Here is a 13,066-nt window from a genome sequence, read left to right as displayed (position 1 = left end):
GAGCAGACCACCGGACAGGGCATCCCGGAACCGGCGGCATTTTCGAGGTCTCCGCCAATAATCATTTGCTATGGTCACGCAAGGAAAACGCGGGTTTCCCCGAGGTCACCGAATTGAAACAACGGGTGCGTGATGTTATCGCCCCTGAGCACTACCTCGGTCATGTGGACAGGAAAAAAGGTGGGTAATGATAAAAAGCTCAGCGTTTCCTGGCCAATAATCGCGCCAGGGCAACAACGCTGCCGTCGGGATCCGTGGTCACGCCCTCGGAATAATCAATCATATCCAGATCATCGGCGACGCTCGCCAATGTACCCGGCGCAACTCGAAAACGCTTGCTGCCAGGACCTGTCACGGATACGTCGGTCTGTAAATGCACTTCCGCCAGCACATAACCACCCTTAACCAGATGTTGAGTAGCCGCTCGCAGCAGAGCGATATCAAGATACCGGATCATGATGATCAGCCCGTACTGATCCGGGCGCACAGGCAAGCCAGCGTCCAGATCGTGTTCGTACCAGCAAATATTATCCAGCCCTTCATCGTCGGCAGATGTTTTGCCTCGCGCGAGCCCTTCGGCAGCGATGTCGACGGCGTCTACCTGATAACCTTGCCTGGCCAGAAACAGGGCGTTGCGACCAGCGCCGCAAGCAAGATCAAGGGCACGGTGCAACGGCGGCGCAAGTGTCGGCAAGTGCTGCTGCAGATACACAGATGCGTGATGGCGCGAAGCATAGGCACCTTCACGGTACTTGCGCTGCCATTTTTCGCGATCTTCATGACTCACAGGTGAACCTCCACAGAAAGCCCGCTACTGTCCCCTTGGTAGCAGCATCGAGCCTATTCACGGTATCATCCCGCCAAACGTTTTCACAGCGACCACGTATCAGGCACAGGAGACTTTATGTCCTACACCCTCAAGATCAACGGACAAAACCACGAACTGGATGTGGACGGCGATATGCCGCTGCTCTGGGCCGTACGCGATCACCTGAAATTTACCGGCACCAAGTTCGGCTGCGGCATGGCACAGTGTGGCGCCTGCACCCTGCATATTGACGGTGTGGCGACCCGCAGCTGTGTTCTGCCCGTGGCAGACGCCGTCGGCAAGGAAATCACCACGATCGAAGGCCTGGCTTCTCCTGCAGCCAGGGCAGTACAGACGGCCTGGGTTGAGCTGCAGGTGCCACAATGCGGCTACTGCCAGTCCGGTCAGGTTATGTCAGCCACAGCTCTGCTGGAGCAGAACAATGCCCCCAGCGACGCCGATATCGACTCAGCGATGTCTGGCAACATCTGTCGTTGTGGCACTTATCCGCGTATCAAGGCAGGTATCAAGCTGGCCGCCGATCAGATCAAGAACGCCGGAGGTGTCGCCTGATGAATACAAATCGATTTTCTGTCAACAAGCAAAATGCCGACGTGGATACAGGACGCAGAACCTTTCTTAAAGTCGCTGCTACCGGTTCAGCAGGACTTACGCTGGGTATCAGCCTGAGCGCTGGCGCTCAGTCCCGGGCAGTCGCCGACACCGCATTGGAGTACAACGCATTTGTCAGCATCACGCCTGACAATGCGGTTCGCATTTATATCAAGCATCTGGAAATGGGCCAGGGTGTTTACACCGGGTTGGCTACCTGCGTGGCAGAAGAGCTGGACGCCGACTGGGCGCAGATTGTCTGTGAACACGCGCCGGTAGATACCGCCAAATATGCCAACCTGCTGATGGGCCAACAGGGCACCGGCGGCAGCACCGCCATGGCCAACAGCTTTATGCAGCTTCGCCGCGCCGGTGCCGCCGCCAGGGCCATGCTGGTGGCGGCCGCAGCCCAGCGCTGGCAAGTGCCCGCTGACGATATCAAGGTCAGCCAGGGCATCGTATCCCATGCGTCGCACAGCGCCACATTTGGTGAATTGGCGATTGATGCTGCCCGACAAACGCCGCCCGCCAATGACAACCTCAAATTAAAGACACCCGACCAGTTTCAACTAATAGGCAGTGAGTCGACGCTACGCAAGGATGTCGGCAAACACAACGGTACCGCCATTTACACACAGGACGTGCAACTGCCCGGCATGTTGACAGCGGTGGTGGCGCATGCGCCGCGTTTTGGCGCCCGCGTCAGATCCTTTGATGCCACAGCGGCCCTGGCACGCAAGGGCGTGCACCAGGTCTTTGAAATCGACACCGGCGTTGCCGTCGTCGCGGACGACTACTGGTCGGCCACCAAAGGCAGAGAACTGTTGCAGATTGAGTGGGATGAAACCCGCGCCGAAACCCGCAGCAGCGAAACCTTGTTACAACAATACCGTAGCCTGGTGGAAACCGGGGGTACAATCGCCGAGCAACACGGCAACGCCGTTACCACCCTGACCAATGCCAGCGACACGATGGAACTGGTTTTCGAGTTTCCATACCTGGCGCATGCGCAGATGGAACCGGTCAACTGCGTCGCGCAGGTCAGCGGCAACAGCGCCGAACTATGGTATGGCTGCCAGAGCGCAACCGGCGATCAGATGGCGGTGGCACAATTGCTGGGCGCTCGCCCGCAGGATGTGAAGATCAACACGGTATTTGCCGGCGGCGGTTTTGGTCGACGAGCCAATCCGATGGCGGATTATGTGCTGGAGGCGGTACGCATCGCCCGGCAGGTGCCGGATACAGCAGTGAAACTGGTGTGGTCGCGCGAAGATGATATGCAAGGCGGTTTCTACCGCCCGGCCTATGCCCATAAGCTCAGTGCGGCGCTTGATAGTCAGGGTAACCCCACGGCTTTTCGGGCACGCATTGCCGGTCAGTCGATCATGGCAGGCACTTCCATGGCTGCGATGATGGTGTCCAATGGCATCGACAATACCTCGGTGGAAGGCCTTACCGAGTTCGCCTACGACGTACCAGAGCGCCAGGTCGAACTTCACACCACCGATGTCGGCATACCCGTGCAGTGGTGGCGTTCAGTGGGCAATACGCACACCGCCTTTAGCAAGGAAGTATTCATCGACGCACTGGCCCGCAAGGCTGATATTGACCCGATTGAATACCGCCTGTCACTGCTTGGCAACAACCCGCGCGAAACCGCGGTATTAAAACTGGCTGCAGAGAAAGCCGGCTGGGGCACTCGCGAACTGCCCGAGGGCTGGGGCCGGGGCGTTGCCGTGCATACGTCGTTCGGATCGACAGTTGCGGAGATCGCCGAAGTCTCGGTGCAAGGCAACAACTTCAAAGTGGAACGTGTGGTGGCGGTGATTGATTGTGGTATTGCCGTCAACCCTGGCGTTATTCGCGCGCAGGTTGAGGGTGCCATCGCCTATGGTTTGTCCGCTGCCTTGCAGGATGAACTGACACTGACCGATGGCGTCGTTGATCAGAGCAATTTTCACAACTACCAGGTACTGCGAATGAACGCGATGCCGATAGTCGAGACACATATTCTACCGTCAACCAATGCGCCCTCCGGTGTTGGTGAACCGGGTACCCCACCGATAGCACCGGCGGTGGCCAATGCGCTGGCAGATGCCACCGGACAAAGGCTGACACGTCTGCCGCTCCGGCTGGCGTAAGGCATGACCCTGAAGGTACTGCACACCTCCGACTGGCACCTTGGCCGTAGTCTCTACGGCCAGCGTCGCTATCCGGAGTTTGATGCGTTTCTGGCATGGATGCTGGACACTTTGCGCGATCAACAAGCAGACGTGTTGCTGATCGCCGGCGATATCTTCGACACTACCGCACCTGGCAATCGTGCCATGCAGCAGTACTACCAGTTTCTGCGTCAGGTGGCCGACACCGGTTGCCAACATGTGGTGATCATTGGCGGCAACCACGACTCACCGACATTTCTGAATGCACCGCGCGACATTCTGAAAATGCTGAACGTGCATGTGGTTGGTGCCAAAACCGATGATCCCGCGGAGGAAGTGCTGCGTCTGGATGACAGCAACGGCGCACCCATGCTGCTCGTGTGCGCCGTGCCCTACCTGCGTGATCGTGATATTCGCACGGCAGAAGCTGGCGAAACCATCGACGACAAAGAGCACAAATTGCTGGATGGCATCAAGGCCCATTACCAGGCGGTGACCGCGGCCGGCGTGCAGCAGCGTCAAGAGTTGCAGAAGCAATTTGCATCTGACATCCCGCTGATTGGTATGGGGCATTTGTGGGCGGCAGGTGCGCGCACGGTCGAGGGTGATGGTGTACGTGATCTCTATGTCGGATCACTGGCCCATGTAGGCACCGATATTTTTCCGGATTCGCTGGACTATGTGGCGCTGGGTCACCTGCACGTGCCGCAGGCAGTCGGCAACCACACCCATATCCGCTACAGCGGTTCTCCCCTACCCATGGGTTTTGGCGAAGCCATGCAACAAAAGTCCGTTTGCGTGATTGGTTTTGACGGTCACCAACCCGAGCTCAGCCTGCTTGATATACCCTGCTTCCAGCGATTACGTCAGCTCACTGGCAGCCTGGCGAGCCTGCAAACTGAGTTGCAGGCGCTACTGGCCGATGGCGAAGCAACCTGGGTGGAGATCATCTATACCGGTGCCGATATTGTGCCGGATTTGCGCGAGAAGCTGCTGGAAGCGTTGGCAGAGGACACCGGCGGCCTGATTACTTTGCTGCGGGTAAAAAACCAGCGTATTACCGCACGCACACTGCACGCGCAGGATACGGAACAAACGCTGGATGACCTGAGCCCGCAGGATGTATTCCGGCGCTGCCTGGATGCACACGAAGTGCCTGACGAGCAACGGCCGGAACTGCTGCACCTGTATCAGGATATCCTCAGGCAGGTGCAGGAGGCAGACCGGCAGGCGGACTAGCAGCCTGCCAGGCAACATTACAGCGCCGGATAACTCTCCAGCATTTCTGTGAATGCATTACTGATCTCGGGACGCGCGCCATCTTCATGCATATATTCACCGGGCAATACCGTATGAATGCGATTGATGCGACCCGCCCAGACCTCACGGCCGGTATCGGATTCACGCATTTCCACGACAATATTGGCCACATAGCGCAACATTGGCTCCCCTTCTATTCTTCGCTCAAAGGGATCTATCTCCTCCTGCTCGGGATTCAGGTTCACGTGACGATAGGACATTGTTACAGTCAGGTCATTAAGTCGATCATTGCGTACCAGGCCTTTTTCCTGCAAGGCGGTATCAAACTCAGCGACCATGTAGTCGCTGAGAAAGCCCGGCATATCCTGCAGCTCAAGACCGTAGGCGCGATAGTTGTCATAGTTACCCGGGCAACACAGGGTTACGGTGTGGCCAACCTGCGGGCCGCCTGATACACAAGCAGCCAGCAATAAGCCTGCCACCATCATAAGTAGGGTCTGTCGGAGGATCTGCCGCATAGTGATTCCTTAAGAGCATTGTCGATTATTCCACTTAACAATACACTGCGCTTCGGCACGCCAATATGCGCCAGATCAACTGTTACGCTTTTAGTTCTCCGCCTCCTGCTGTTCGTAATGTTCCTGCCAGCGCCGACCAGCCAACGCCCCGACAATGGAGTAGTTGCCCTCGTGGCAGGCGTACTCATAAATATGACTGTGCGGCGGCAGACGCCGCATCGGCACCTCTGCCGTCCACGGCCGCCCGAAGACCTGGTCATCACTCATGATCACCTGGTAAATAATCTGGCCGTCGGCATCAAACCTGAACTTCTCGGTTGTCGTCAAAGCACCGGTTGATCCGCGGAATGACTGCTGTGGATGAATATTGCGGGTGCTTACCACCAGGGTATCGCCCTCCCAATGCCCGACTGAGTCACCCATCCAGCGATGGATGGCTTCGGGTTGATGCTCATCATCGATACGGACAATACGCACATCGTTGACCATCTCTGCCATGATCATCAGATAATCGGCGGTCTGCACAATACGGTAGTTGCTGTTGTATGACATGGGCAACATGGGCGGACCGGCAGTAGACAATACCGACAGCAGACAGCGTTCACCTGCAGGGCGCAATTCAGGGCCGTCATAAGCTTCCACGTGCGGCCGCGCAAGCTGCTGTGACACCCAGTCCCGGCCTCGACCATTCTCTGCATAGGGAATCTTGCCGTCGGGTGGATCAATGACCAATGACGTGCGAAATTCACCATCCACATGCGCCACATAACCGGTCGAAAAAAACCAGTCGGCCTCCAGACGGATCGGCGCACCCTTGGGTGGTGGACCACGATCAGGGTCCAGTCTCTCCTCAACAGTAAGGTCAGTGAGGCCGGCAGCAGACCCGGGGCGCCAGGCGGCAGCCTCCTCCGCTGTCATGGTCTGGCGGCCAGAAAATTGCGCCGGGCGTTCGACCGGCGTTTCTGTCTCATTGGTCCACAATCCCTGGAAATCCGGCCGGCCCTCATCGGTGCGCGGGATCTGGGCATGCGCCAGGCTGCTGCCAGCCAGACTGCCACTGATAAGCAGTGCTGCGTTGATCAGGAACGACGTGGATGATTTTACGCGACGCATACATAAGTCCATGGTTTGGCGGCTAGGCAATGTCCGATTGTAACCAGATTGGCGCACTTCGGGATTGTCAATTTGTCACAAAATGCCTGAAAGCTCACCGATAATTGATATGCATCAAATCGGGGCGAGCGCCAATAACGAAGACAACTCCGGGTGCCATAAAAACTCCCTTTGCCGCTATACCGTTCGTCCTGTATGGCCTCAATCCTGTATAGTCACTTCTGGCCGGCTATCAAGCTGGCACCGGTCTGAATACAATTGCATGAGGCACAACACACGATGCGGATCCTGGCTATCCGGTTCAAGAACCTGAACTCTCTGGCAGGCGAATGGGAAGTGGATTTCACTGACCCGGCCTATACCAGTGATGGCATATTTGCTATCACCGGTCCGACCGGGGCCGGTAAAACCACGTTACTGGATGCCATGTGCCTGGCACTGTACCGGCAAACCCCTCGACTGGGCGACATTACCGCAACCAGCAATGAAATCATGACCCGACAGACCGGCGAGTGCTTCGCCGAGGTCACTTTCAGTACACAAAACGGCAACTACCGGGCACACTGGTCGCAGCATCGGGCACGTAAACGACCCGATGGCAAGCTGCAGGCCGCCAGACATGAAATCGCCGATACCGACAGCGGCAAGATCATTGACAATAAATTTGGCACCGTCGACCAGCGCATCGTCGAGATCACCGGCATGGATTTTAGCCGCTTTACCCAGTCCATGCTGTTGGCGCAGGGTGGCTTTGCGGCATTTTTGCGCGCCGGCGCCGATGACCGCGCGCCGATCCTGGAAAAGATCACCGGTACCGCTATTTACAGCGTCATATCCATCAGCGTACATGAACGCCGCCACCAGGAAGAGCAACAATTGAACGTGCTGCTGGCCGAGCAGGAAGGCATGCGACTGCTATCACCAGAAGTGGAGGCCGAACTGCGAACCGACGAGTCTGCGCTCGCGGCACAACTGAGCATTGAAGCTGAGCTGGCCAATTCGCTACGCGAACAGCATCAGTGGCAACAGCGTTGCCAGCAGCTGCAGCAACAGGAAACCAGACTTGCGCAGGAGCTGGTGTCCTGGCAACAACAGGACGACGCCTTTGGCGACCAGCGCGAACAACTGATGAATGCCACACGCGCGCTGGAGCTCAACGCGATGCACGCTACGCTGACAAATCTGCGCAAGGCACAACAGGATGAAAAACAGACGTTGACGCAAAGCCAGGCGAAGCTGCCGGAGCTCGCTGCACACCTCGAGAAGCAGCAGACACAGGTAGAACACCTGGGCAAAACCCTGGCGGACGCTGAACTGCAACTGGGCAGCGCCCGTCCGATACTGAAAAAGGTACACGTGCTCGACAGCCGCCTCGCTGACAATCGGCAAAACCTGCAGTCACAACAGAGCATGCTGGATCAGAAACTGGTCTCATTGCGTCAGCACAAAGCCAACTTTGACCTGGCAACGCTAGCCGATGACCAACAAGCCGAGCAACATTATCAACGTGCGCTGAAAGCCGCCGAACAGGCGCAACAACAGCTCGACAACATCGCACAGGGCAGCAGACCGGCACAATGGCGTGAGCAGCGTGACGAACTCGGCGATCAGATTACCCGCACCGATACCCTGCAACAGCGCCTAGGGGAGCGCACACAGCAGCTACAGCGACTCGAAGACCTCGCTTCCGACGTACAACGCAATCAGGCAGAGCTGGTGCGCAGTTCCGACACATTGACACAAGCAGAAAAAATACTGACTGCTCACAAAGCCACACTTAAATCCCTGCAGGACCAACGGGTCCTGCAACAACGTATCATTGACCTGGAAACCCTGCGCACTGAACTTGAAGCTGGCGATCCCTGTCCGTTGTGCGGCGCCAGCGACCACCCGTTCGCGGAGCATGCACCGGACACCGACATCAATAACCTGTCACAACAGATCCGGGCGCAGGAAGAGCAGGTCAGCGCCAGCGAGCAGGAACGCAGTGCAGCGCAAACCGCACAGGTTCAGCAAAGCACAACCATCAGAAATCTTGATACCCAACGCCAGCAGCTTGAACACACAGGACAAACTCTGACGCAGGAAATTCAGGCTTTGTGCCTGCAACTGAACGTCCCCGACAATGCTGAAGCGGTGGCAGAACGTCAGCAGGTCCTGCAAAAACGCAAACTGGAAATCACCAGAACACTGCAGCAAATTGATGACCTGGAGGCCGCGCTCAAAACCTGTGAGCGTGATCAGAACCTGGCAAAACTGATCAGGGAAGCGGTTGCTGTGCGCAACAGCCTGCAGCAACAGCAACAAAAGCTGGATGCCCTGCACACTGAACGCTACGCCCTGCTGCAGGACAGGGATCCGGATAAGGAAGAGGCCCGGCTGCAGGCGCTTGTCGACAACGCACAACAGTCTGTGACAACAGCCCGACATCAACTACAGCAACTGCAAAATCAGCACCAGCAGCTGCGACAACACATTGAGACACATGAAAACAGTATCAGGCTGCGCGCGGAAAATCTGACACAGGCAGAGCAGGCGTTTTCAGAAAAACTGCAACACCAGCATTTCCCGGATGAACAGACATTTGTCAGTGCCCAACTCCCCGAGTCCGAACGCAAAGCGCTGGAAGCCAGGTCACAGGCCTTACTGCAACAGGGTATTGAGCTGCGCAGCGCGCTGTCGCGAACGCGTCAGGAACTGGACGCAGAAATGACCCGGGCGCTTACTGATGAGTCGCCCGAAGAGCTTGAGCACCGATGGCAGGCACAGGAAGCCGTGGTCAGCGCTTTACGGGAGAAACTGGGGGCATTGCGGCAACGCCTGAAAGACAACGATGACACCCGCGCCCAACAAAAGTCGTTGGCGACCAGGATCGATCAGCAGAAAAGCGAAACTGAACGTTGGCGCCGATTGCATATTCTGATCGGCGCCAATGATGGCAAGAAGTTCCGCAACTTTGCCCAGGGACTGACCTTTGAACTGATGATTCAGCACGCCAACGTTCAGTTGCAGAAAATGACGGATCGCTACCTGTTGCAGCGTGATCAGCAGCAACCACTGGACCTCAACGTCGTCGATAACTACCAGGCGGGTGAGGTGCGCTCAACAAAAAATCTGTCGGGCGGCGAAAGTTTTATTGTGTCACTGGCGCTCGCGCTGGGGCTGTCGCGCATGGCCAGCCATAATGTCCGGGTAGACTCGCTGTTTCTGGACGAAGGCTTTGGTACGCTGGACGAAGACGCACTGGATACGGCGCTGGAAACACTGAGCAGCCTGCAACAGGAAGGCAAACTGATCGGCGTTATCTCTCATGTGGCGGCTCTGAAGGAGCGCATCGCCACGCAAATCAATGTGGCGCCGCTGGCTGGCGGGCGCAGCACCATCAGCGGGCCGGGGTGCCGGGCGCTCGCATGAACGGCGAAACCGTCACTGCAACAGCGGATACATGGAGCCCAGCAACAACACTGCCATGCTTATATTAAAGAGCCGGGCACGACGTGTATCCTGCAGAAACCGTCGCAACGATGCACCAAACAGATTCCAGGTGCTGATGCACGGGATGCCGACAACGGCAAACAGGAGCGCAATAACCGCCAGACTGCTCAGCATGGTTGCCGGTTGTGTGTAGGTGGCGATGGCAGTAATCATCATCAACCAGGCCTTGGGGTTCACCCACTGGAACATGGCTGCTTGCCAGAAAGTCAGCGGTTTCGCGACTTTAACCTCACCCGCGGCTGGCAGCACCTTGGTCGGACGCACCAGTGTCCATGCCAGATAGACCAACGCCAGACCGCACAGAACTTTCAGCACGACATCAAGCCAGGGGTAGCGAATCAGTAACTGCCCTATTCCCAGCGCCACGGCCAACAGCAGCACCTGACAACCCACGGTGATACCAAGAATATGCGGCATGGAGCGACGAAAGCCGAAATTGGCCCCCGACGCCAGCAACATCATATTGTTGGGGCCCGGTGTTCCTGTCATCACCACAACAAAACCAACCAGGGCCAGCAGCTGTTCCAGCGGCATCACGTTCTCCTCCAAACCAGACCGTGGCCGCGGCCAGGGAACCTCTGAATAAATCTAAGGTAACTCTGGCATTCAGGTACCCAGGCGATAACGCAGCTTCACCACCAGTTGGCTTGCCAGGGGATCGTTCCAGGCGTTGTCAAACTGCTCATTGAAGTTGATCAGATTGTCGCGCTTGTTGCCATTGCGGTTATACACAATAAACAGATCCGACAATGGCGCCAGTTGCCATCGATAACGCAGCTGAAAATTCATCTGCGAAATCGAGAAGTCACCGGGTGTCCGCGCGTGCTGATCGACTTCCACCAGGTCCCGGTTGCGCGTCGGCGCATCGGCCGGCAGATTAAAGTAGCGATCACCGGCGGCCTTGATACCGACCCACTGCAGACCGGCACTGAGTTGCTGTTTCGCGGTCAGGTAGTATTCGAAGCGGAAACTGGTTTCCCACTGGCTGGTCTCAAAAGCCGTAAAGTTCTGCCCGCCCTGGTGCAGCAGCCAGCCATCACGATCCTGATATTTGACATCACCGGTCAGGTTGATATTGGGAAGCGGGCGCCAGTTCAGACCCGCTTCATAGGCCTCGCTGTAACCTCCTGCCAGTTCAATCGATCTGCCGACCTGACTGTACACGCTGACTTCCCGTGCGGTATTTGTCGTATACCTGGCGCTGTAATTGGTGCGTTCACGGGTCGAGAAAGTACCGTTACCAAAACTGTTCAGGTCATCGTAGCGCTTGGGGAAATGCTGCAGGTTGATATTGACCCGGTCCAGGTTGTTCAGTGTTATTGCAGTACTGATCACCGGTATCGCATTGTTGGTGCGATCGCCCTGCAGGTTTTCTTCATAGCGCAGAAACGATGACACGCGCAGGTCTCGCACACGGGTCAGGCCGGTTTTCACCCATTCGAAGCGGTACCAGGCTTCCTTGGCATTGTTACGATCCTGATAACCGAAATCGTTGACGTCGAGATCTTCATCGAAATAGGTCAGATGCAAGGTGTGGGTGAAGCCCTGTTGCGGTGAGTAAACGATGTCGGTGAAGGCGCCGAAACCCTGGTCACCATCGTCCACATCCGAGGTCACTACCTGACCATCAAAACTCCAGATGCCACCTTGAGTCAGGTAGCGAAAATCGATTGCATGCACCTGGGCGTCTGAATCCGGATGCGCAACCAGCGTGCCGATGTAACCGATACCGCGATACGCAGCTCCGGTATTGCCACCCTGATCTTCATACAACAGGCGGAATGCCGTGAAATCCCGTCCTTGCTGCTCAATGCGCTGGCCGGGCAGGCGATACAGAGTGTCGTCTTCGGAGGCAGCCAGAACACCGTAGCGGAAGCTGCCGATCTGTCCGGTTGCCTTGGCTGCGCCTAGCAGGTCGGCGGTCTGGATACGCTCACGAGCTGGCAGTGAAATACCGTCAGGCAAGTCCGGGGAACGAGGGCGTCCGCCGATTCGGCGCGTGTTCAGGATACTGAAGCGTTTGCCGATGCTGCCATTGGAGCGCGAAGTGGTGTTAAAGATTTCCTGACCTTCCTGGAAAAACAGCCGTTTTTCCGGGAAAAATACTTCGGTCGCAGTCAGGTTGACCACCACATCATCGGCTTCGGCCGAGCCGAAGTCAGGATTCAATGTGGCCGTCATCTGGAAGTTGCTGGAAGGACGCCAGAATACATCGACACCGGCGCGATGTTCCCAGTCAGCGTCAATTTCATCATAGGTGGAGGCAAAAGACGGGAACAGGCTCCATTGCTGTTGCGGGTTGACACCTTCCAGCTCAAGCAAAGGGAAATTACTCAGGAAGATAGGGTCCGACTTGGCAATGGGTGGCCATGCCCAGTTCTGGTTCAGGTGAGCAACCACACGCTCGGCGTAGAAACCGATCTGCCGCCTCCCCTCGCGTCCCGGCATCGCCAGCTGGCCCCAGGGAATATAGAACTCGGCACTCCAGCCATTGTCATTTTCGTTGGTTGCGCCATACCAGGCGCCGTCCCACTGACTGTTGTACTGGCGCTCGGGCAGAATTGTGCCGTCAAGCTGATTGTCACCCAACGCCAGGCTCATCCAGTAACCATATTGACCTTCACCGGAGGTATCCAGCGTAATGGAGACACGATCACGACTCACCTCACGGTTGTCACGCGCCGTGATGCGGCGCACCAGGGTGTCCGCCGGCTGTTCCATATCAACAGCGATATAAACACCGTCCTCGGTGTAAAACACCTTCATGGCAGTATCGTAAGGCGCCCGCGCCAGGGTTTCCGGCTCCACCACCCACATGCCGCTTTGTGCCGGCACCTGTGCCCAGACCGCCTCATTCAGCTGGCCATCAAGGTTGATCTCGACATCTTCTGGCAGGCGTTGCAGTGGAATGACCATTTCTCTGCCGAAACGTGCCTGCACGCCGGACGGGGCCGGATTAATGCCATTAATACCCGGTTGGGCCTGGGCAGCGGCATGAAGACAAAAGGACGACAGTCCCACAATCGAGAGTCGGAGCAAGGAGTTCAAAACGGATTACCTGTGGTTGTTATTCGGGTGACAAAAATGTAACCGCGGGA

9 protein-coding genes and 1 pseudogene are annotated in these 13,066 nt (G+C 56.9%); 5 read left to right on the top strand and 5 right to left on the bottom strand.

The features are described 5' to 3' along the window. Positions 1–26: 26 nt before the first annotated feature. Positions 27–188, top strand: a pseudogene (locus tag ENH71_RS10505) (Rdx family protein); the annotation flags it as partial. An 11-nt stretch (positions 189–199) separates the two neighbouring features. Here the strand turns inward: ENH71_RS10505 and ENH71_RS10500 are convergent. Further along, complete coding sequence (locus ENH71_RS10500) at positions 200–787, bottom strand: methyltransferase domain-containing protein (RefSeq protein ID WP_294135567.1); 588 nt, start codon at positions 785–787, stop codon at positions 200–202. Positions 788–904: 117 nt separating this feature from the next. Between ENH71_RS10500 and ENH71_RS10495 the strand changes: the two genes are divergently transcribed. The 3 genes from ENH71_RS10495 to ENH71_RS10485 are packed head-to-tail and all read left to right on the top strand — an operon-like array spanning position 905 to position 4,821. Further along, a complete protein-coding gene (locus ENH71_RS10495) occupies positions 905–1,381 on the top strand; it encodes a (2Fe-2S)-binding protein (protein ID WP_294135569.1) in 477 nt (158 codons plus the stop codon). Continuing rightward, a complete protein-coding gene (locus ENH71_RS10490) occupies positions 1,381–3,561 on the top strand; it encodes a xanthine dehydrogenase family protein molybdopterin-binding subunit (RefSeq protein ID WP_294135572.1) in 2,181 nt (726 codons plus the stop codon). Before ENH71_RS10495 ends, ENH71_RS10490 begins: the two co-directional genes overlap by 1 nt. A 3-nt stretch (positions 3,562–3,564) precedes the next feature. Continuing rightward, positions 3,565–4,821, top strand: a complete 1,257-nt coding sequence (locus ENH71_RS10485) for an exonuclease SbcCD subunit D C-terminal domain-containing protein (RefSeq protein ID WP_317622410.1) — start codon at positions 3,565–3,567, stop codon at positions 4,819–4,821. A 17-nt stretch (positions 4,822–4,838) separates the two neighbouring features. On the opposite strand, the gene ENH71_RS10480 is transcribed toward ENH71_RS10485, so the two are convergent. Next, positions 4,839–5,360, bottom strand: coding sequence for a DUF4136 domain-containing protein (locus ENH71_RS10480; RefSeq protein ID WP_294137802.1), 522 nt, complete (start codon positions 5,358–5,360; stop codon positions 4,839–4,841). 90 nt (positions 5,361–5,450) lie between these two features. After that, positions 5,451–6,473: a hypothetical protein gene (locus ENH71_RS10475; RefSeq protein ID WP_294135577.1), complete on the bottom strand. Its 1,023-nt coding sequence runs from the start codon at positions 6,471–6,473 to the stop codon at positions 5,451–5,453. Positions 6,474–6,752: 279 nt separating this feature from the next. Here ENH71_RS10475 and ENH71_RS10470 point away from each other — a divergent pair, with 279 nt between their 5' ends. Then, a complete protein-coding gene (locus tag ENH71_RS10470; RefSeq protein WP_294135580.1) occupies positions 6,753–9,887 on the top strand; it encodes an AAA family ATPase in 3,135 nt (1,044 codons plus the stop codon). Positions 9,888–9,899: 12 nt separating this feature from the next. Here the strand turns inward: ENH71_RS10470 and ENH71_RS10465 are convergent, their stop codons facing one another. Together ENH71_RS10465 and ENH71_RS10460 are read right to left on the bottom strand one after the other, a co-directional pair. After that, positions 9,900–10,502, bottom strand: a complete 603-nt coding sequence (locus tag ENH71_RS10465; RefSeq protein ID WP_294135583.1) for a LysE family translocator — start codon at positions 10,500–10,502, stop codon at positions 9,900–9,902. A gap of 72 nt (positions 10,503–10,574) precedes the next feature. Beyond that, complete coding sequence (locus tag ENH71_RS10460) at positions 10,575–13,016, bottom strand: DUF5916 domain-containing protein (RefSeq protein ID WP_294137798.1); 2,442 nt, start codon at positions 13,014–13,016, stop codon at positions 10,575–10,577. Positions 13,017–13,066: the final 50 nt, after the last annotated feature.

Origin of the sequence: Pseudohongiella sp., assembly GCF_011050365.1 — a bacterium.
In the GTDB taxonomy this organism is placed as follows: domain Bacteria; phylum Pseudomonadota; class Gammaproteobacteria; order Pseudomonadales; family Pseudohongiellaceae; genus Pseudohongiella.
The sequence above is the reverse complement of the archived record's forward strand: the minus strand, read 5'-3'. Positions and strand labels throughout refer to the sequence as shown.